General features: G+C 37.3%; 18 protein-coding genes. 11 read left to right on the top strand and 7 right to left on the bottom strand.

Annotated features, from left to right (window positions below; genetic code table 11):
* Window positions 1-17 precede the first annotated feature (17 nt).
* The 7 genes from G525_RS0105315 to G525_RS0105285 all read left to right on the top strand — a co-directional run bounded on the left by G525_RS0105315 (window position 18) and on the right by G525_RS0105285 (window position 10,094).
* On the top strand, window positions 18-1,661 hold the full coding sequence (locus G525_RS0105315) for a glycoside hydrolase family 16 protein (protein WP_027125234.1): 1,644 nt from the start codon (window positions 18-20) through the stop codon (window positions 1,659-1,661).
* The gene (gene bglX / locus G525_RS0105310) at window positions 1,662-3,962 is read left to right on the top strand and encodes a beta-glucosidase BglX (protein ID WP_027125233.1); all 2,301 of its coding nucleotides are present in this window, start codon (window positions 1,662-1,664) and stop codon (window positions 3,960-3,962) included.
* The gene (locus tag G525_RS0105305) at window positions 3,959-4,720 is read left to right on the top strand and encodes a glycoside hydrolase family 16 protein (RefSeq protein WP_027125232.1); all 762 of its coding nucleotides are present in this window, start codon (window positions 3,959-3,961) and stop codon (window positions 4,718-4,720) included. Before bglX ends, G525_RS0105305 begins: the two co-directional genes overlap by 4 nt.
* 153 nt (window positions 4,721-4,873) lie before the next feature.
* Window positions 4,874-5,881: a LacI family DNA-binding transcriptional regulator gene (locus tag G525_RS0105300; protein ID WP_027125231.1), complete on the top strand. Its 1,008-nt coding sequence runs from the start codon at window positions 4,874-4,876 to the stop codon at window positions 5,879-5,881.
* A 154-nt stretch (window positions 5,882-6,035) separates the two neighbouring features.
* Complete coding sequence (locus G525_RS0105295) at window positions 6,036-7,328, top strand: PQQ-dependent sugar dehydrogenase (RefSeq protein ID WP_027125230.1); 1,293 nt, start codon at window positions 6,036-6,038, stop codon at window positions 7,326-7,328.
* 6 nt (window positions 7,329-7,334) lie between these two features.
* Complete coding sequence (locus G525_RS0105290; RefSeq protein WP_027125229.1) at window positions 7,335-9,623, top strand: TonB-dependent receptor family protein; 2,289 nt, start codon at window positions 7,335-7,337, stop codon at window positions 9,621-9,623.
* A gap of 132 nt (window positions 9,624-9,755) precedes the next feature.
* Complete coding sequence (locus G525_RS0105285; protein ID WP_027125228.1) at window positions 9,756-10,094, top strand: DUF4870 domain-containing protein; 339 nt, start codon at window positions 9,756-9,758, stop codon at window positions 10,092-10,094.
* Between the two features lie 332 nt (window positions 10,095-10,426).
* Here G525_RS0105285 and dnaN read toward each other — a convergent pair whose 3' ends face one another.
* The 6 genes from dnaN to G525_RS0105255 all read right to left on the bottom strand — a co-directional run bounded on the left by dnaN (window position 10,427) and on the right by G525_RS0105255 (window position 16,023).
* Window positions 10,427-11,545: a DNA polymerase III subunit beta gene (gene dnaN / locus G525_RS0105280; RefSeq protein WP_027125227.1), complete on the bottom strand. Its 1,119-nt coding sequence runs from the start codon at window positions 11,543-11,545 to the stop codon at window positions 10,427-10,429.
* A 349-nt stretch (window positions 11,546-11,894) separates the two neighbouring features.
* Window positions 11,895-13,565 carry a gliding motility-associated ABC transporter substrate-binding protein GldG gene (gene gldG / locus G525_RS0105275; RefSeq protein ID WP_027125226.1) on the bottom strand — a complete coding sequence of 557 codons (1,671 nt, stop codon included), beginning with the start codon at window positions 13,563-13,565 and terminating at the stop codon, window positions 11,895-11,897.
* Window positions 13,552-13,983 (bottom strand): hypothetical protein, encoded by a 432-nt coding sequence (locus G525_RS0105270; RefSeq protein WP_245577730.1) that lies wholly within the window; start codon window positions 13,981-13,983, stop codon window positions 13,552-13,554. Before G525_RS0105270 ends, gldG begins: the two co-directional genes overlap by 14 nt.
* A 64-nt stretch (window positions 13,984-14,047) precedes the next feature.
* Entirely contained in the window at window positions 14,048-14,758 is a 711-nt protein-coding gene (gene gldF / locus G525_RS0105265) for a gliding motility-associated ABC transporter permease subunit GldF (RefSeq protein WP_027125224.1), read from the bottom strand.
* Between the two features lie 16 nt (window positions 14,759-14,774).
* Complete coding sequence (locus G525_RS0105260) at window positions 14,775-15,071, bottom strand: putative quinol monooxygenase (protein ID WP_027125223.1); 297 nt, start codon at window positions 15,069-15,071, stop codon at window positions 14,775-14,777.
* Between the two features lie 118 nt (window positions 15,072-15,189).
* Window positions 15,190-16,023, bottom strand: coding sequence for an SAM hydrolase/SAM-dependent halogenase family protein (locus G525_RS0105255; protein WP_027125222.1), 834 nt, complete (start codon window positions 16,021-16,023; stop codon window positions 15,190-15,192).
* A gap of 212 nt (window positions 16,024-16,235) precedes the next feature.
* Here G525_RS0105255 and G525_RS0105250 point away from each other — a divergent pair, with 212 nt between their 5' ends.
* From G525_RS0105250 to G525_RS0105240, 3 genes are all read left to right on the top strand, one after another.
* A complete protein-coding gene (locus G525_RS0105250; protein WP_027125221.1) occupies window positions 16,236-17,189 on the top strand; it encodes a PhoH family protein in 954 nt (317 codons plus the stop codon).
* A 192-nt stretch (window positions 17,190-17,381) separates the two neighbouring features.
* Entirely contained in the window at window positions 17,382-17,918 is a 537-nt protein-coding gene (locus G525_RS0105245; RefSeq protein ID WP_027125220.1) for a hypothetical protein, read from the top strand.
* A 277-nt stretch (window positions 17,919-18,195) separates the two neighbouring features.
* Window positions 18,196-19,149, top strand: coding sequence for a phosphoribosylaminoimidazolesuccinocarboxamide synthase (locus G525_RS0105240; RefSeq protein ID WP_027125219.1), 954 nt, complete (start codon window positions 18,196-18,198; stop codon window positions 19,147-19,149).
* Here G525_RS0105240 and G525_RS20320 read toward each other — a convergent pair.
* Window positions 19,146-20,270: a heparan-alpha-glucosaminide N-acetyltransferase domain-containing protein gene (locus tag G525_RS20320; protein ID WP_084647708.1), complete on the bottom strand. Its 1,125-nt coding sequence runs from the start codon at window positions 20,268-20,270 to the stop codon at window positions 19,146-19,148. The genes G525_RS0105240 and G525_RS20320 overlap by 4 nt on opposite strands.
* A 143-nt stretch (window positions 20,271-20,413) precedes the next feature.
* Between G525_RS20320 and G525_RS0105230 the strand changes: the two genes are divergently transcribed.
* Entirely contained in the window at window positions 20,414-21,784 is a 1,371-nt protein-coding gene (locus G525_RS0105230; RefSeq protein WP_027125218.1) for an alanine/glycine:cation symporter family protein, read from the top strand.
* The last annotated feature ends 145 nt before the right edge of the window (window positions 21,785-21,929 follow it).

Genomic DNA, 21,929 nt, shown 5'->3' with positions numbered 1-21,929 from the left:
AAGAAAAAAACCGTAGTATGAAAAATCTAAAATATGTATATACCTTTTTACTTCTTACTGCCGTCATGGTAGTCAGTTGTCAAGAAGATGATGCCGTAATAGGTGAGCTCATCGCACCTTCAAACCTGCAAGTAGTCGCAGAAATCGTGGGAGCCGATGCTGATCATCCGTATGGAGATGGGAGTGGCGTAGTTAATTTTACAGCCAGTGCCAATAACGCATTGACCTATAAATTTATCGCTCCAGAAAGTCAGCAACTAACACCAAGTGGCTTTGCAGCCATTCCATTCACAAGTCCAAATTCTGGGATATTCACTTATCAGGTTGTGGCCATGGCCTATGGAACTGGTGGAATTTCCACCTCAACCACCATAGCGGTCGAGGTATTTGTTGACTATACTCCTCCAGCGGATTTGTTGGATATTTTATACGGTGATGGAAGTAAAACCTGGCGTATCAAATCAGAAAAAGCAGGTCATTTTGGACTTGGTCCGGTTGGTGGCAATATTCCAGCCGAATGGTACGGTGCCAGCCCAGAGGAAAAAGCGGGCGTAGGCATGTACGACGATCGCTATATTTTTAATAGTGATGGAACCTTTACCCACATTACCAATAACACTAACGATGATTCTACCACTGATACAAGCGGTACCGTCTTTGGTCGTAATAATTTTATTGACGAATTAGGCGGTCCTGGAGGTGGCACCGTAGATGGCGATGATGTATTCAACTATCCTTATAACGATTATACTGAAAATTGGCAAATAAGTGCACCAGGCGGATCAGAAACCATTACGCTATCTGGAGTTGGTTTTATTGGATACTATACCGGGGGATCACATCAATACAAAATATTTGAGCGATCTGTACCAAATGAATTGCTTTTGACCACAGTAGATGGTAACGGCGATTTTAGTTGGTGGTTTATTATAACCTCAGAAGAACCAAATGAGGATGAAGAGTTCAGCACCATCTATAATGACTTGATCTGGGAAGATACCTTTGATGTTGATGGTGCACCAGATCCGTCCAAGTGGACTTATGATCTAGGTACAGGCGATAATGGTTGGGGTAATGCGGAATCCCAGACCTATACAAATAGTTCTGATAATGTCAACATTGAAGATGGCATTTTAAAGATTACTGCCAAGGCTGAGAACGGTGGTTACACTTCTTCAAGAATAAAAACAGATGGCATCTTTGCATTTACCTACGGTAGAGTAGAGGTTAGAGCTAAACTTCCTTCAGGAGGAGGCACCTGGCCAGCCATTTGGATGTTGGGACAAAATTATCAAACGGATGTATGGCCTGCCTCTGGTGAGATTGATATCATGGAGCATGTTGGCAACAATCAAAATACCATACATTCTACCTTGCACTTTCCCGGTAATTCCGGTGGCAACGGCGTTGGAAAAACTACTATCGTTCCTACGGCTTCAACTGAATTCCATATCTATAGTTTAGAATGGACACCAGAGTCTATCAAATTTTTAGTTGATGATAAAGTGTATCATACGTTTCCAAACACCCCTGACACACCTTTCAACGCAGATTTCTTTTTGATCCTGAATGTCGCCATGGGCGGTAATTTTGGTGGCGCAATCGATCCTGATTTTACGGCATCGACATTAGAAATTGATTATGTAAAAGTATACCAATAAATGAAGAAGTTTTTAATTATAATAATTAGTAGCAGCCTGCTGGCGGTGTTGGTTTCTTGTGGAGAAGCCAACGCTAACAGTAGTGAACACATTACGGTTTACACAAAGGAAGTAGACTCTATCGGACTGAAAGTGGATGCGCTTTTGGCAAGAATGACTTTAGAAGAAAAGATTGGTCAAATGAACCAGTACAATGGTTTTTGGGATGTGACGGGCCCGGTACCTGCTGAAGGCGATGCTGCCAATAAGTATGAGCATCTTAAAAAAGGTTGGGTAGGTTCCATGCTTAATGTAAGAGGTGTCAAAGAAGTGAGGGAAGTTCAAAAAATAGCGGTTGAAGAAACCCGTTTGGGCATACCGTTAATCATTGGTTTTGATGTCATCCATGGTTATAAAACCATCAGTCCAATTCCACTTGCAGAAGCTGCAAGTTGGGATTTGGAAGCCATAAAATTATCCGCACAAGTTGCGGCGGAAGAAGCTGCTGCCTCTGGTATCAACTGGACTTTTGCGCCAATGGTCGATATTTCTCGTGATGCGAGATGGGGACGTGTCATGGAAGGTGCGGGAGAAGATCCGTATTTAGCGTCTTTAATAGCCGTTGCTAGAGTTGAAGGTTTTCAAGGTGATGATTTGACGTTGGCCAATACGATTGCAGCCTGTGCAAAGCATTTTGTGGGTTATGGATTTGCGGAGTCGGGTAGAGACTACAACACCGTAGATGTAGGTACTTCAACTTTATACAATGTGCTTTTACCTCCCTTTAAAGCCGCAAAAGAAGCAGGGGTGAGAACATTTATGAATGCATTTAATGAATTGAATGGTATTCCTGCAACTGGGAGTGCTTTTTTACAACGTGATATTTTAAAGGGCGATTGGAATTTTGATGGTTTTATGGTCACCGATTGGGGTTCCATTAATGAGATGATCGCGCACCGATATGCCAAAAGCCGTCGCCAAGCAACAGAGTTTGCTATAAATGCTGGAGCGGATATGGATATGGAATCTTACGCGTATATTAATGAATTAGCAAGTCTGGTAGATGAAGGACGTGTTGATGTAAGCTTGATTGACGATGCGGTAAAGCGAATTTTAAGGGTCAAATATGAACTTGGACTTTTTGATGATCCGTATAAATATTTAAATGAAACTGTTGAAAAGGAAGTTATAGGAAGTCAAAGAAGTCAGGATGCCGTCTTAGAGATGGCGAAAAAGTCGATTGTCCTATTAAAGAATGAAAACAATTTACTGCCATTAAAAAAAGAAGGTCAAAAGATTGCACTAATTGGGGCATTGGCCAACGATAAAACAAGTCCGTTGGGAAGTTGGCGTATTGCCGCTGATGATGAGACCGCAGTAACAGTTTTGGAAGGCATGCAAGCCTATAAAGGCAATACTTTAACTTATGAAAAAGGTGCTGATGTGGTGATAGGAGAAACTGTGTTTCCTAAAGAGTTGACGATCAATGTATCGGATAAAAGCGGATTTTCTTCAGCTGTCACTGCGGCAAAAAATGCAGATGTTGTGGTGATGGTTTTGGGAGAACATGGTCTGCATTCCGGAGAAGGCAGAAGTCGCTCAGAAATTGGACTTACCGGTGTTCAGCAAGAGTTATTGGAAACGGTTTATAAAGCTAACAAAAACATTGTCTTGGTTCTCAATAACGGGAGACCATTAACGATCGAATGGGCAGATGAACACATCCCAGCAATTGTAGAAGGATGGCATTTGGGCACACAAAGTGGACACGCTATTGCGCAGGTACTTTATGGTGATTACAACCCAAGTGGCAAATTGCCGATGACCTTTCCGAAAAACGTAGGACAAGTCCCAATTTACTACAACCACAAAAGTACAGGGAGACCGTTGAATCCTGGTCAGAGTGAGGTCTTTTGGTCACATTACACGGACGTCAGTAACGCGCCCTTATATCCTTTTGGATATGGTTTAAGTTATACTTCTTTCGGTTATAGTGACCTTAAAGTTGAGGTAGTTTCAAACGATGAGGTTAACGTATCTGTCAAATTGACTAATACAGGTATACTTAAGGGAAAGGAAGTCGCACAATTATATTTGAGGGATGAATTTGCAAGTGTCACGAGACCTGTTCGAGAATTGAAAGGATTTGAACTAGTAGAACTGAATCCGAAGGAATCCAAGATCATAAAATTTAAATTATCGAAAGCTGAATTGGGTTTCTATGATAATAACGGAAAGTTCATTGTAGAGCCTGGGAGTTTCGGTGTTTTTGTTGGTGGCAGTTCTAGTGCCACATTAACTTCTAAATTCGAATTAAAATGAAACTAATCAACGCCATATGTATGGTTTCATTCGCGTTTTTTAATACTGTGCAATCGCAAGAACTTATCTTGGAGGAACATTTTGAGGGCAATCAATTAAATGAAGCCATTTGGAATTATGAACTTGGTGATGGCTGTCCTGATCTTTGCGGATGGGGAAATAACGAACGTCAAATTTATTCTAAGAAAAATGTCGAAGTAAAAGATGGGCATCTTGTGCTCACTGCCAGTTTCGATGGAACCAATTATACCTCTGGAAAAATAAACACTAAAGAGAATATAGAATTTCAATATGGCACGATTGAAGTACGGGCAAAATTGGCTACAGGTGAAGGCATTTGGCCAGCTATATGGATGTTGGGCAATGATATTTCAGAAGTAGGCTGGCCTAAATCTGGTGAAATTGATATTATGGAATATGTAGGCAAGAATCCTCACGAAATTCACACCACCTTACATACGCCCGACAGCAACGGTCAGTCAATAAACACCAAAATCACTACAATAGAAACTGTGGAAGACGGTTTTCATATTTACAAATGTCATTGGACAAAAGACTTTATTAAGTTTTATATTGATGAGGTTTTAGTCTATACGTTTTCTCCAGAAGTTAAAGATGAAAGCACTTGGCCATTTGATAAGCCATTCTATCTCTTGCTCAATCTTGCCGTGGGTGGAAATTTTGGAGGGCCGGAAGTTGATGATGCCATTTTCCCTCAAGAATTTAGTATTGATTATGTGAGAATATTTAAGAACTAAAGAACAATTTCGGCGAAGGCTGTATTCTGCAAGAAAACTCGCCAAATACAAGTTGAATTCTATAAAGTTGTTAAAAAATTAAGCAACCATATTGTATTAGAAATAAAGAGTGTACTTTTATAAAAGTATACTCTTTTTTAATTTTAAAAAGCCATGGTGACGCTCAAACAATTAGCAGAACAATTAAATGTATCCGTTTCAACGGTTTCTAAAGCCTTGCATAATAGCGAAGAGATTAGTAAAGATACTATTCTGCGGGTTCAGGAATTGGCAAAACACCTTAATTACCAGCCCAATAAAATGGCTTTGAGTTTAAAGAGCAATAGAACTAATACCTTGGGTGTAATTATCCCCAATGTCCTCAATCATTTTTTTGCAAAAGCTCTTTATGCTATTGAGATGGAAGCTTCAAAACAAGGTTATAATATTATCACCTGTGTTTCAAATGAATTATTAGTGAAGGAAGAAAGCAGTCTGCAATTGCTTTCAAACGGTAGTGTTGACGGGTTCATCATGTCCATCGCAGAAGAGACACAAATTAAAAACAAAACAGAGCATATTTCAAAACTTTTAGACAAAGGGATTCCTATGGTGTTATTTGACCGCGTTGCAGATCATTTGGAATGTGATAAGGTTATTATAGATGATTTTGGAGCGGCTTATGAAGCTACCAAACATTTACTACAAGAAGGGCGGCAACACATTGTCCTCATCAGTGATATTGAAGAGTTAAGTGTTGGAAAACTTAGAATCAACGGGTATCTCAAAGCTTTGGAAGAAGAAGTCAATTATAAGAACGAGCCAATCGTCATTCATATTGGTAAGGAGGCCGACGTAGAAAAAATCGTTGACAACTTATTCCTTTCAAATAAAAAAGTTGATGGTATTTTGTCCATAGATAATATATCGGGAGTGATTGCCTTGCACAAAGCATTAAACAAAGGCTATAAAGTTCCGGAAGAACTATCCATCATTGGATTTTCTGATGATAACGTACTCGTCTTCACAGACCCAAAATTATCTACCATTTCACAGCATACTTTTGATATTGGCAAGACTTCCGTACAACTTATGATCGATCGCTTGGAGCGAAAAGCCAAAACGGACCCTGTGACTAAAACAATTAGAACGAAGTTGGTATTGAGAGGAACCACCAAATAGATTTTTTTTCATTAATGACATCTAAAATCTGATTAGAAAAAGTTTAGTTAATTGATATAAGATATAGAATTTAACTATCTGATAAACTATTTAAACCAGAAAATATTATTTTAATGCCTAGCTGTTGCTTAAATTTATAAAAAACCAAAATCCAATGAAAAACTTTATTCAAATATTTGTAGTACTAAGTCTCGTGTTTATCGTCTCATGTAAATCGAAAACAGAAAAGAAGATGGATGAGATCAATAAAGAGCAAAAAGAAAAAACTCATTCTGGAAGTGTGGTGATGACCGCTGTAGGTGAACTAGAGTTGGCTGCACCCTATGCCACAGAATCTGTCGCCAATGTCAACAAAATGGTGGATTGGCCAGAAAATACCTTACCTCAAGCGCCCGAAGGTTTTGTGGTTACCAAATACGCTGATGGTTTTGATAATCCCAGATGGTCTTATTTTGCACCTAACGGCGATTTATTTGTGAGTGAAGCCTCCACAGGAAAAGATGGCGGAAAAATAACTGTATTACGTGATTTGGATAATGACGGTAATTTTGAGGTTCGGGAAACTTTTCTTGAAGATTTGCATCAGCCATTCGGGATGTTGATCATTGACAATTTCTTTTATGTTGCCAATACTGACGGACTTTATAAATATCCCTACAAAAAGAATCAGACCTCAATGAAGGATGTAGAGGGCAAGAAAATAGTAGAATTACCTGCCGGCGGTTATAACAACCATTGGACACGAAATATTATTACCAATAAAGAAAGAAATAAAATTTATATTTCTGTAGGTTCTGCCAGCAATGTTGCAGAGCACGGCATGGAAGAAGAAATACGTCGTGCTAATATTTTGGTGGTTAATTTAGACGGTTCAGATGAGAAAATTTATGCTAGCGGTTTGAGAAATCCGGTAGGAATGGATTGGAACCCTGCAAATGGTGAGTTATGGTCAGCGATCAATGAACGTGATGAACTTGGTGATGAATTGGTGCCTGATTATGCCACAAGTGTCAAAGAAGGAGGGTTTTATGGCTGGCCTTATTCTTATTTTGGTCAGATTGAAGATCCTAGATTAGAAGGAAAAGCACCAGAGCTGGTTGCAAATGCAATTGTTCCAGATGTGCCTTTAGGTCCGCACACGGCCTCGTTAGGATTTACATTTTATGATGCCACAGCATTTCCTGAAAAATATAGAAACGGTGCATTTGTTGGTCAGCACGGGTCATGGAACCGTTCCGTACTTTCTGGATATAAGGTGGTATTTATTCCTTTTGAGAATGGAGCGCCAAAACCGGCTGAAGATTTTTTGACCGGTTTTATTGCGGATAAGTCTGGTACAGAAGTCTATGGTCGCCCAGTGGCGGTTACGGTTAGCCCACAAGGAGATTTGTTGGTTAATGATGATTCCGGTAACGCCATTTGGAAAGTTAGTTATCAGGCGAAATAGATAAAGATGAGGTTTATACACCTAAAAACGGTTATGATTTCCATGACCGTTTTTTTTAATATGCTCCAAGCACAAGAATTGAAAGGAATTGTTGAATCTGAAAATGGCATCCCCATTTCTGGGGTTTCTGTAATGTTTAAGAATCAGCTGATTTCAAAAACAGATAGCCGTGGCGTTTTTGTGCTTCCAAAAGATTTTGATCTTCCGTTAAATATCATTCTGAAACACCCAGATTTTCAAACTGAAAATTTTATGTTTTCTAAAGGGAATCAAAAATTTCTAATGTATGAAGGCGTACAAACCGAAACGCTCAATCCTGTTTTGGTCAAGGCATCACTTGAAAATAAAAGTGGGATCATTTTACCGGCAACCAGTGTTTCAGCGCAAGAGCTTGAACAACAAAGTCCAGTTGCAGTTGTAGATGCTCTAAACAAAATTTCGGGGGTATATATTCAAAGTGGTGCAATAAATACAAACCGAATTACAATTAGAGGTGTAGGATCGCGCACGTTATACGGAACCAATAAAATTAAAGCTTATTTTGATGGAATTCCGATTACAAATGGTGTGGGAGAAACTGCTTTGGACATCTATGACCCTGAAGATTTAGAGTCCATAGAAGTTATTAAAGGTCCAAAAAGTAGTTTGTACGGTAGTAATTTAGGTGGGACCCTACTTCTAAACTCTAAAAAGGCGAAATCAGAAGGTTATTTTGTAAATAATAATGCGACTGTTGGTTCCTTTGGGTTGTTTAAAAATAGTACATCTTTCAATTTTTCGGATGAGAAAATCACTGTTCATTTTAACTATGACCATTTGGAAATGGATGGCTATCGTGACAATAGTCAGTATAATAGAAATTCATACTTCTTGAATTCGAGTTATAGGCTGAGTGATAAAACTCAACTTTCAATAGTGGTCAATCATACAAATTATAATGCGCAAATACCGAGTTCAATTGGTAGAACAGACTATGATGAAAACCCTGAAAAAGCCGCTTTTACGTGGTCAAAGGCTAAAGGATACGAATTGGATAAACAAAATCTACTAGGTCTCAATATGACCCACAAGTTTTCTTCAACTTTTGAAAACAGTACGAGTCTGTTTTATTCTTATGTTGACCACTATGAGCCACGACCTTTTAATATTCTGGATGAATTTACTAACGGATATGGCTTGCGATCAGTTTTTGCCAACAGCTTTGAGTTCTTGGGTAAAAATGCCATTTGGAATTTTGGCACGGAACTTTATAAGGATGTGTACCAATGGAAAACTATTGAAAACCGCTATGCTGAAAATAATGGAAACGGAAGTCTAGAAGGTGCCTTATTAAGTGATAATCGCGAAAATAGAGGCCAGGTGAATCTTTTCACTAATTTAACATTACCTGTGATAGAAAAGGTTACACTTCAAGTTGGAATGAATTACAACAACACGGTCTACCATTTTTATGACCAATTGAATACTGAAGATGCCACAAGGGATATCTCAAGAAATTTTGATGATATGATAGCTCCAAATCTTAATCTGTCCTATCAATTTAATGCGCATCAAACTGTTTTTGCGAATGTAAGTTACGGTTTTAATTATCCGAGTTTGGAAGAGACTCTGACTCCCGAAGGTGTTATTAATCCTGAAATTGGACCAGAAAAGGGGTATAATTATGAAATAGGAAGTGAAGCTTATTTTTTCAAAAGAAAGTGGCATATCATGGCCTCTTATTATTTGATGGACATTAAGGATCTATTGGTAGCAGAAAGGGTGGGAGATGATCAATATATTGGCAGAAATGCAGGACGAACGTTGCACAATGGATTAGAGGTTTCAACCGATTTTAAACTTCATGTGACAGACTCATTTTGGGTAGCACCATTCTTTAATGCCTCCTTTAATTGGCATGAGTTTAAAGAATTTATTGATGGGGATAATGATTTTTCAGGGAACCAACTCACTGGGGTTCCAGATATATCTCTGGCTTCAGGAGTAGCTTTAAACTATAAGAAATTTTCTTTCTTTTTAAATCACTTCTATGTTGGCGAAATGCCGATGAACGATTCCAATAGTTTATACAGTGATGCCTATAATCTTCTAAATCTAAAGTTTGACTATGTTATTCAGCTTGTTGAAAATTTGGATTTTAAGGTGAATTTTGGAATCAACAACTTGGCGGACACTAAATATGCATCATCCATTCTAATCAATGCGACTGGTTTTAATAATTCTGAACCAAGATATTACTATCCTGGAAATCCTCGAAATTACTATGGTGGCGTCAAACTTAGCTATCATTTTTAGAAGTTGTAACATTTCTGGTCATTGATCGTCATATAGTTACATCAATCACCACCAAGAACTGTATGGCCATTTAGTCTTTAAGAGTGGTTTTTTGATGAACACTATTTATTAACACTAAAACACATCACTACCATGAGAGAGGATAGAACATTGATCGTCATAACCCATTTGAGCCAATTGATTACTTTAGCAACAGGTTTCGGAAGTTTGATTCTTCCGTTAGTACTTTGGGTGACCCAGAAAGAAAAAGTGTATCAAATGGATGCCCATGGAAAAAACATCATTAACTTTCAGCTAAGTCTCATTGTTTATTTTGTGATTTGCATTCCGTTGATTTTATTATTTGGACTGGGAATATTAGGATTTATTATTTTAGGGCTTGTTTCCATTGTGCTCCCTGTGATAAATGCTATCAAAGCCAGCAACGGAGAAACTCCAAGTTATCCATTCTCATTTAATTTTATTTCTTAATTGCCTCGGAGGTAGGAATCTCTGAAAAAATAACAAATCATAAACGCCAACTTTTTTAAAAGTTGGCGTTTTTAGGTTTAATAAAAATTAGGTTTGTTATAATACGAGATTCCTGTATTCGCAGGACTAAGAATTCTCACGGAGGTGAGAATATCGTGTTAACACCCCTAGTCAAGTCGTTGGATTCTGGGTAGTTTGTTTTAATAAATTATAATGGGCTGTTTTAATTTCATATACATAAAAACGCCTACTTGCTTACGGTAGGCGTTCTTTAGTTTTTAAGAATATATAGTTCTATTAAACAACAATGTTCATGCCTTCGCAGGAATTGGTTAGTTGTTTAACATTACAGGCATCACCAGCATGGTGACTTGTTCGCCTTCATCCAAATCATCAATTGGTGTTAGGATTCCAGCTCTATTTGGCAAGCTCATTTCCAACTGCACGTCATTGGAGCCAAGGTTGTTCAGCATTTCAGTCAGGAAACGCGAGTTAAATCCTATTTGCATATCGTCGCCTTGGTAATCGCAAGTCAAACGCTCTTCCGCTTTATTGCTATAGTCAATATCTTCAGCAGATATGTTCAATTCAGCACCAGCTATTTTCAAACGTATTTGGTGTGTTGTTTTATTTGAGAAAATGCTAACACGTCTTACAGAATTTAAGAATTGCGTTCTATCAATCGTTAATTTATTAGGATTTTCTTTTGGGATCACGGCTTCGTAATTTGGATATTTCCCATCAATCAATCGACAGATCAACACTGAGTTTTCGAAGGTGAATTTCGCATTGGAATCATTGTATTCAATGGTCACAGCGTCATCATTGCCTGCTAAAATTCCTTTCAAAAGATTTAAAGGTTTCTTGGGCATAATAAATTCAGCCACTTGATCAGCAGTAACATCCTCACGCGTGTATTTTACTAATTTGTGCGCATCGGTAGCAACAAAGGTGAGTCCTTCAGTAGAAAACTGAAAAAACACACCGCTCATTACTGGGCGTAAATCGTCATTTCCAGCAGCAAATATTGTCTTGCTAATGGCAGTTGCCAAGATATCTCCCATGACCGTTGTGGTGCTAGGATTTTCTAAAGCCACAGCCTTCGGGAATTCATTCCCATCAGCATAGGCCAAGGCATATTTTCCATGATTAGAACTGATTTCAACCGTGTTGTTATCTTCAACAACAAAGGTCAAAGGTTGTTCAGGAAATGTTTTAAGGGTGTCCAATAATAATCGTGCAGGCAAAGCAATGCTGCCTGTACTTGTACTTTCAACATCAATTATTGATGACATTGTAGTTTCTAAATCACTAGCAGAAACGGTAAGTTGCGAATCATTCAGTTCAAACAAAAAATTATCCAAAATTGGTAAGGTGTTTGAGTTGTTGATGACACCTCCCAATACTTGTAATTGTTTGAGCAAATAGGTACTAGATACGATAAACTTCATGTATATGTTTATTTTGTATATTAATTAGACAGAGCAAAGATATTTGAATAAACTGACACTAGTGAACCTTAGTTATACAATTTTATTAACAGTTTGGGCGTATGTTTATTCTGAAAATATCCGCTTTCACTTGCTTAGGAATTTCCGATTTGACTCTTTTTGGGATAGCTTAGAACTTTAATTTAAAGTCTCAAACCAGACAAATTATAATCTTAAAAAGCCATCCTCAAAATTCCAATTTTTTTGATTATTTTGAATCTGTAAAAATGACGTTGGAATACCATTACTCTAATATCCGATGAGACTTTAAAGAAAGCCAAAAAGTGATTGTTAGCACAAAAAACTAAATTTAAGTGTACTTTCTACGGCGGATATAATTAAAAAGAAAACCAAAAAGCACCAAAATCAAAAGCGGTAGCGCAATTTTTATAAGTTGCCATTGTGTTCTGCTTTTTACTATTTTCTGTTCATCCAAAAAGGCAATGTTTATTGATTTGGTTCTGACATCCAACAAACCATCATCACTCAAAAGATAATTGACGGCGTTTAATAAAAACTCCTTATTACCAAAACTTTGCCCTGTCCATCGGTCAAAACCAAGTTCTTGTGGCTGATTTTTGAAAACATCATTCCTTATAATATCACCGTCAGCAATGACAATCATCTTTGTGTGCGCGCTTTGGTCCCTATTTTCAGCAGACTTAAAAGGTTTGATTCTGTCCTTATATGCTGATGTAAATTCCCCTTCCAGCAATACGGCTAAGTTTTGCGGTCCTTGGGTATAGGTTGAAGGATCTTGATCTTGAGTGACAATCTCCAAGGCAATTTCTTTTGGAACGCCTTCCAGTTTGGTGAGTTTTGAACTCTGCAAAAGAATTGTTTTTTTAGTGCTGCTTTTTAAGGTGTCGATTTGACTGGCGAAATCAAATTTCACTAAATTCAAATTGCTTGTAATAGGATGATTAGGGTTTCCCGCTGCCAAAGGAGAATAGGGCCATTTTAAGGGTTGAAACTGAGCGTCGCTGCCTTGGCCCATAGCAATAGTTATAGGAGCAGAATAAAGGTCATTGACAATTACAGGATTGATTCGGACGCCATACTTAAAGAAAAAATCGTTCAGGTTGAGATCGTTCATAATGGCAATCCCTCGGCTTGCATCATTAAAAAGACTGTCTTTGTCCATCAAAATGCTTTCGGTGAGCCAGAGACTTTTGCCGCCGTGCATTGTATATTGATCCAATACCAATTTTTCTTCCTCCGTAAAAATTTCAGTGGGTTTGGCCGCAATAATAAGATCAAAATCATTGAGTTTCTTCAAGGTGGACTGCGGGTTGGCGGCCACACTATCTAAGGTAAATGGCGCAAGAAAATAATGCTCTTTAATGGTTTTCAGGAAATCAGCCAAGTATTTATCTTCAAGTTCTCCATTCCCTTTTAATATGGCAATCTTTTTACTTTTTGGGGTCACTAACTTTTGAAAACCTTCAGAAAATGCATATTCCAAATGTTGAATGGAATTGCTTATGAGTTCCTGTTGGGTGGAACCGATTTTGTTTTTGATCAATGAAATTTTAACCGTCTGATCGTTATAACTGGCCAAAGCCCAAGGGAAAATCAATTCTTGAGAGGTTTTTCCGTTGTTATTAACGGTTAATTGCATCGGATCCAAACCACGTTCTATCAATTGGTCAATATTGCGATCGCGTGCGTTTTCATCCTCTAGGGGATTAATGAAATTAAATTTAATTTGATTATTGTCTAAAGCAAATTCCTCCAATAGTTGTTGGGTTTCATTTCTCAACCGCCTGAACTCTGGAGGGAAATCACCGTCTAAAAAGACATCAACAATTAACGGCGACTTTACATTTTCAACAATCTGTAGAGCGGATTGTGATAATGTGTAGCGTTGGTCCTGAGTGAGATCAAAACGTTTGTAAACCTTAGTGCCTACCCAATTTAATGCGAATAGCAAGACTAAAAGGACAACGATTTTTACAAGGTTCGATTTATTTTTTATCATTCGTCTTTAGAGTTACTTGAAGCGTGTTTACCTTAATCACTTTATCATCCTTAAAAACGACTTCTATGGCTTCTGATTTACTATTAAATGCTCCGGGTAAAATCCCAATCCCATAATTCCAACGGTTCTCATCAAAATCATCCTTGGCATCATCCCAGGTCAGCCACTCCCTAGTTCCTAAAAGATCTTTCATGGTGGCTTTGGATTTTCCTATGAAGGTATCGGTTTCTTGTATATTATCGTACATTTCATAACGGAAGCTAGGCTCTTTATGCCATAATTCGGAATCGAAATATTTTTGATGATGGTAACTGCTAAAAATATTCAGTAAGGGATAGAAGGCATAGAAATAAAGAAAGGGCGTCAAAATAAGACTGAGCGGAATAGTGATCCATTTGCGGTCGTCTATGGTTTTCACAAATAGAAAGGTTAACGTAAAAACGATCACCAGAAAAATAACTAAGAGAGGTGTTATAATCATATTATTTTTTTTGAATGTTGAATTGTGTCATTGCAATAAAGAAAATTGAAATACTTATAAAATATAATAAATCCCTAGTGTCTAAAACGCCTCTACTTATACTGTTGTAATGCGCTTCCATTCCAAATTGCTCTAGCGGCAAAGAGCTTAAACCTGAAAGGCCTTCAAACCCAAAATAAAAGAAAAAGCACATAAAAACAGCTCCTATAAATGCTACAATTTGATTGTCAGAAAGTGTAGAGGCAAATAGTCCGATAGCCGTATATGCTGCTACCAAAAAGAACAATCCAAGATAAGAACCAACAATGCTTCCAAAATCCAGAATGTTGGTATCCATTTTAAGATCATCAAGAGCTAAAATATAAAGTAAGCTTGGCAACAGCGTGAAGACGATCAATAACAAAGCGCCAACATATTTGCCCAATACAATTTGCAAATGCGAAATGGGTTTGGTCACCAATAATTCCAAAGTGCCTTGTTTTTTTTCATCCGAGAAACTTCGCATGGTTACCGCAGGCACTAAAAACACAAGAATCCATGGCGCCAATAGAAAGAAGGGCGTCATATCAGCAAAACCACTTTCCAAAATATTGAAATCCCCTTTAAACAGCCAAATGAAAAGTCCGTTGAGCACTAAAAACAAGGCAATCACCAAATATCCAATGGGTGAGGCAAAAAAGGAATTGATTTCTTTCTTAAGTATTGCAAACATAGATCTCTAATGTAAATTATTTAAGTGACACCAATTTGTCGACACTCCATGCTTCTGGTTTGTCGTTAAAGGATTGCTTGGTTACTTCCCAAACTTCCTTGAAAAGAGCAGAGTTTCGATAACTTTCCAAATCTGATGCTGCTCTCCAATAACTATAAGTGAAAAATATATTGGTGTTCGTCTTGTCTTGGTAAAGTTCTAAAAACTCACAGCCTTCAAAATTTCTGATCAACTGTTTTTTAGTTTCAAAATAGCTTAGAAAATCTTCAACTTTTGAAGGTTCAAAACTCATTTTTACGATTCTTACAAACATTTATTTTATTTTTAGCTAATTCTAAGTTTTCCCACGTTCGCAAAAGCTCTAAAAGGGGAGGCAGTCATCAATCTTCAGTCTTCCGTCATGGTTCATCGGTCATCAGACTTCCCTTTCGTCATTTAAAAAAATTAACCGTAACGGTGTCCCGCATTTGTAATCCCATTAAACTGGATGCACTTCCAACCGTGGCAAGGTCACTTTTATAAATGGCAATTTCTAAATAATTAGAGGAATTAAAGACCACTAACCCTCGACCTTCATCCTGACGTTGTTCTTCTGGAATCTCAAAATTGACGATATCACTGTATCTTTTATAAATAATCTTGAACTTATAATTCCGTGCTGAAATTTCAAATGAACGTCCTTTTTGGATTTGTTCAAAGAATTTTTTGCGAATATTTGTGATGACATTGCCATAATTATCAATATAAATGATGCTGCCAATAATTTGGGATTGATCATCATTGACAAAAGGAATCAAGTTTTTTATGGGCTTAATATGTGTAATGACTTTCCCAATAACTTCTAAGGTGCCTCCGCGGGCAATGTGACAGGCCACTCTGACAAAAACATCTAAAACAGGGAAATTAGTATCTAATTTGTCATGGATATTGATTTCCACAATTTTTTGGGGTGCAATTTCATTGCAGATCATGCTCATTATCCCATTATTGGCACAAATGAAATAATGATCGTCCAATTTTACGGCAATATGTTTGTTTTCTGCATTTAATTCCGAGTCAATTCCTATGACATGGATTGAGCCTTTTGGAAAACTCGCGTAGGCGTTTTGAATAATATAAGCAGCTTCAGAAACATTAAAAGGTGAAATGGCGTGAGAGATATCAACAATCTTTACATCTTCGAGTTCTGTATAAATTGCACCTTTTATGGCGCCAACAAAATGATCTTTTTCTCCAAAATCAGTGGTTAATGTTATGATTGCCATGTACTTTTTTCTGTTCTTTTTTTTAGTTGATTTCTACGGTATCCTTGCTTTCTCTAATCTGTTGAAAAGAATTTATATAATTAATGTTTTGATAAAACTTATTATAAAATATTTCAGTTAGATTTGTATGGGAACGAGAAAAATATGCTCGTTTTTTTGCCCACACAAAACTAGTAAAACTTAAGAGATTAATATATTAAATCCTGTAGCTTTTGAATGAACTTATAATAGAATTAGAAGAAATTACACCAAAAGAGTTTTTCGGAGACCAAAATGCTAATATTGAGCTCCTTAAAAAATATTTTCCAAAATTAAAAATCGTAGCTAGAGGAAATAAGATTAAAGCTTATGGCGATGAAGATTTGTTGGAAGAATTTGATAAACGGGTGACCATGTTGACGACGCATTTTGCTAAATACAATAAACTTGACGAAAACTCTATTGAAAGGGTGTTGACAAGTGTAGACAGCGAAGAATATTCAACTTCAGAAAAGAGTAGTGAAGTCATTATCCACGGTGTAGGAGGTAAAATAATTAAAGCACAGACCGTCAACCAACGGAAATTGGTTGAAAGTATGCGACAGAACGATATGGTCTTTGCTATTGGTCCGGCTGGGACCGGCAAGACTTACACAGGCGTAGCATTAGCCGTAAAAGCTTTAAAAAACAAAGAAGTCAAACGCATTATCCTAACACGACCGGCCGTTGAAGCTGGTGAGAATTTAGGCTTTCTTCCGGGTGACCTAAAAGAGAAGTTGGACCCCTATATGCAACCCTTATATGATGCCTTGAGGGATATGATTCCTGCTGAGAAATTAGCCCAATTTATTGAAAATGGAACCATCCAAATTGCGCCATTGGCATTTATGCGCGGACGTACATTAGATAATGCCTTTGTTATTTTGGATGAAGGACAAAATACGACCCATAACCAAATGAAAATGTTCTTGACCAGAATGGGTAAAAACGCTAAGTTTTTACTGACTGGAGATCCTGGGCAGATTGATTTGCCACGTCGTACGACGTCTGGATTAAAAGAAGCGATTTTAATCCTAAAAAATGTAGAAGGCGTTGGCATGGTGTTCTTGGATGAAAAAGATGTCATCCGTCATAAATTGGTTAAAAAAATCATTGAAGCCTACAAGGAAATTGAAACTAGAGAATAGGAAAATTTAAAGAGATCTTAAGTTGCTTTGACTTGTCAGGAGCGACATGTCAACAATGCAGTGGTGTCATTCCTAATAATAATTTCAATGTCAATCCATTGCGTTTTAGAACAAAAAATTACCACTCAAAAACTTAGAAGTGGTACACATTTTGACTAATAGATCTACTTAATTTAAAACCTATTTAAAAGAATGAAAAAGATTGTTTTGTTATTGACATTATGTATCGTTGGGACAACATTTGCCCAAAATCACGAGGTTAATGTGACCTCAAAGAATTCATGGTTAAAAGTTGGTGTGAATGCAGGACTGCCGGTGGGCGATATGGATGATGCCTCTACGTTTTCGCTAGGATTGGATTTGAAGGCCCAGTATTTGGTGACGCCTAATTTTGGTATTGGATTGGCTACAGGATATAGCCATATGTTTGGTAAGAGTGATGTTGACCATATAATTGGCAATCATGTAGTGGACGACTTTGGAATTATTCCAGCGGCTGCTTTTGCGAGATATTATTTCAAACCAAAAGGACTGTTTGTTGGAGTTGACTTTGGTTATGGTTTTTTGACCAATGTTGATGATAATGACGGTGGTCTTTATGTAAACCCCCAAATAGGCTATCACAATCGCGATTGGAATTTCTTTGCCTATTATCAAAATACATTTGCTGACAACGATGTTGATATTCAGGTGCTTGGAATTGGCGCAACCTACAATTTGAGATTTTAATCAGTGAAACTCAAATTTTAGAAGTTGGGATGCAACGTATTAAAAGGTTATAGTTGAAATAAACGCGCTTGTGAACGGGAATTAAGATTTTAATTCCCCGATACTCTACGTCGAACCAAATAAAGTGTTCAAATTAAATAGCTATTTCTCTTGAATAGCGATAGGTCATCAAAAAAATAAGATTACAAAGAGCAGTTTTTACTGCTCTTTTTTTTTGTGATTTTTCTGCCAATAGCCTTACTTTTGTAATCTCATTAATTGTTAAATCTCTAAGATCATGAATACCATTACAACTACTAATTTCAATTTTCCAAACCAGAAAAGTTTTTATAAAGGTAAGGTAAGGGAGGTTTATAATATAAATGACGAGCTATTGGTCATGATTGCAACGGACCGACTGAGTGCTTTTGATGTTGTGATGCCTAAGGGAATTCCTTATAAAGGACAAATCCTCAATCAAATTGCAACTAACTTCATGGCACAGACCCAAGATTTAGTTCCTAATTGGCTCATTGCAACACCAGATCCTAATGTGGCCGTAGGACATCTATGTGAACCTTTTAAGGTTGAAATGGTGATTCGTGGGTATATGGCGGGTCATGCCGCCCGAGAATATAAATTGGGGAAACGAATGTTGTGTGGCGTAACACTTCCTGAAGGAATGAAAGAAAATGATAAATTTCCTGATCCTATTATTACCCCTGCAACAAAAGCAGAGATGGGGGACCATGACGAGGATATCTCTAGAGAGGAGATTTTAAAACGTAGTATTGTAAATGAAGCGGATTATTTGGTTTTAGAAGATTATACTAGGAAACTTTTTCAAAGGGGCTCAGAAATTGCAGCCAGTAGAGGTCTTATTTTGGTGGATACAAAATATGAGTTTGGGAAAACAAAGGACGGAAAAATAGTATTGATTGATGAAATCCATACGCCAGATTCTTCACGTTATTTTTATGCCAAAGGTTATCAAGACCGCCAGGACAATGGGGAGTCACAAAAACAACTGTCAAAGGAATTTGTACGCCAATGGTTGATTTCTAACGGATTTCAGGGACAGGAAGGACAAGTGGTGCCTGACATGAGTGATGATTATATTAAAACGGTTTCTGATCGCTATATAGAACTTTATGAGAATATTATGGGAGAGCCTTTTGTTAAAGCGGATGTCAGCCAAATTCAACAACGCATTAAAAATAATGTGGAACGCTTTTTAGAGGCGCGAATTTAATCACTCTCATTAGTTTCATTTGCAGGAGCCTTTGGTTTTTTTATCAAATGAAATGCTTTAGTTAGATACTTATATATAAAGGCATTTGTTTTTCCAATATGGAACACAATGAGGCATACCACTACAATAAAAGCCAAAGCACCAAAAACAGCTTCCCAAGGTTCCAGAGATTTATAATAAAAATGCTTTAAGCCAATACCTGTAAAACTTCCGTAGATAATAATAAAGTGTACGATGTAAATATTTAAAGTAGATTCTCCTATTCGCGTTACTATAGATTGCTTCATAAAGCGTTCCAGCATATAGAAAAAAGCAAAATACAAGAGCACGTTTCCTAATCTTAAAAAGAGATAATTGTAGTTTGCGGAACGTTCAAATAATTCAATATTTGTAAAATCAAATAGTTTTTGTAATATGACAGTGGAATAAAAAAGTAGGAGACTTCCTAAAACAAAAAAAGCGGTTACGGTAATCTGCTTAAAATACTTTTTTTGCGAATTTCTATAAAACAGCGTGGCGAAAAACCCGCCAAACGCTACATAGCCAAACCAAGGCAACATCGTAAAAACAGAGCCATTGGCTTTGCTCAGGTAATTGGAAAAAACCAGAGGCACATTTTCTAAGGTCAGGTCCCGATATAAAGGTTCAGTTATAAAAATAAGACAGCCAATGCTCAGTAAAACAACTGACAGTACATAGCTGTTTCTTCTGCAAAGCAAATATAGACCAATCAATAATAATAGGGAGAGTCCAATACACTGCAGGACATCTATGACCAAAAAATAAGTATCAAAACTTCCTTTTAACCATGAGAAAAAAGGAATCCGAAGGGCATAACCAATAACAATTAACATAGCACCCCGGGTGGCCCCTTTTCGCAAGCGCTGCTTGTCACTTCCTTTAGCATGTGCCTTTAACAGTAAATAAAGAAAAACTAAACCTGAAATAGTGAAAAAAGTTGGTGCAGTAATTCCTCTAAAATAAGACCATACCGTATAAGCTGGATAGGAATCGTCACGGTAAATAGGATTCAAAAGCGTATCCACAAAATGACCTTGCAACATCATCAAAATAGCAAATGCCCTAACGGCATCAATAAAATAAAGTCGGTTTGCTTTCAATGAGGTTTTGGCTAGTAAATGTAAATATAATGTTAAAATTCAAAATTAATAACTTTTAAGTCTAATCCTTATTTTTTAGAGCACATTCTTGAGCTTTTTAAATCGAAAACTATATCTTTAAAATCGCTAATCAAAACCAAAACATGAAGACATTAGATTCGCTTTTTCAATCGTTTGCTGACTACGCTTGGGGTTTGCCGTTATTGATCATTTTAATAGGAGGTGGTTTATACCTCTTGGTACGCTCAAGATTTTTACCTTTCCGATATTTTTTTCATGCCATAAATGTATTGAGAGGGAAGTACGATGACCCTAATGCTATTGGTGAAATCACTCATTTTCAGGCCCTTTCCACCGCTTTGGCTTCTACAATAGGGATGGGTAATATTGCCGGTGTAGCCGTTGCAATCCATATTGGCGGTCCTGGAGCTATGTTTTGGATGTGGATCAGTGCCATAATTGGGATGTCTACGAAGTTTTTCACCTGTGCTCTGGCCATTATGTTTAGAGGAAAAGACAGTAATGGGGATGTTCAAGGTGGTCCTATGTATTTTATCATGGAAGGTTTGGGAAAATCTTGGAAACCATTGGCTGTGTTTTTCAGTATTTGCGGCTTGGTAGGGGCTTTGCCAGTTTTTAATGTCAACCAATTAAAACAAGCGATAAATTTTATTTTATTGGAACCAAATGGAGTGGTTGTGACAGATACCTCCAATTTTATAATTGGGCTCATATTGGTTGCCATTACAGCAGTGGTAATATTAGGGGGTCTGGACAGAATTAGTAAAACGGCGGAAAAATTAGTGCCATCCATGGTGTTGCTCTATTTTGTGCTGGTGTTAATTATTCTTGGTGTTTATATTGAGGAGGTGCCGAAATATTTATCGTTAATGTTTACGGATGCCTTTGCGGCCAATAATTTTAAAGGAGATTCATTTTTGGGAGGTGTTGTAGGTGGATTGATCTTGTTGGGAGTGAGAAGAGGCGCATTTTCAAATGAAGCGGGAATAGGTACCGCTCCAATGGCGCATGGTGCTTCAAAAACAAATGAGCCAGTTAGAGAAGGATTGGTAGCTATGCTAGGGCCAGCCATTGATACGCTGGTCGTATGTACGTTAACAGCTCTTGCCATTTTGGTAACGGGTGTGTGGCAAACAAGTGAAGCCAACGGTGTGAGTTTGACGGCCGCAGCCTTTAATGATGCTATTCCTGTTTATGGAAATTATTTGTTATTGATCTGTATTTCCACCTTTAGTATTTCGTCATTATTTACCTATTCTTATTATGGCTCAAAATGCATGTCGTTTTTATTCGGTGCCCATAACAAACACTACTATAATTATTTTTATATCGCCAGTATTTTACTAGGAGCCTTAACCCCTTTAAGCATGATGCTTAATCTTATTGATGGAACTTTTGCCTTGATGGCCATTCCAACAATGACGGCGACAATTATATTGGCGCCTAAAGTAATCAAAGAAATTAAAGCTTATGCACAGAGAATGCATCTGTGAAATGAATGTAAAAGAAATTGAGCGCCCAAATAGTAGGGTGAAATATTTAGCAACTATTAAAATTTATTGATATTTTTGAAAATGAACTGTAGGTTAACTTATTTAGCGAGCCTAGAAAATAACTGATCAATTCCACAAAAAAGAC

Origin of the sequence: Gelidibacter mesophilus DSM 14095 (assembly GCF_000423005.1) — a bacterium.
GTDB classification, from domain to species: Bacteria; Bacteroidota; Bacteroidia; order Flavobacteriales; family Flavobacteriaceae; genus Gelidibacter; species Gelidibacter mesophilus.
Note: the sequence above shows the minus strand (reverse complement) of the source record. Positions and strands in the feature narration are given on the sequence as shown.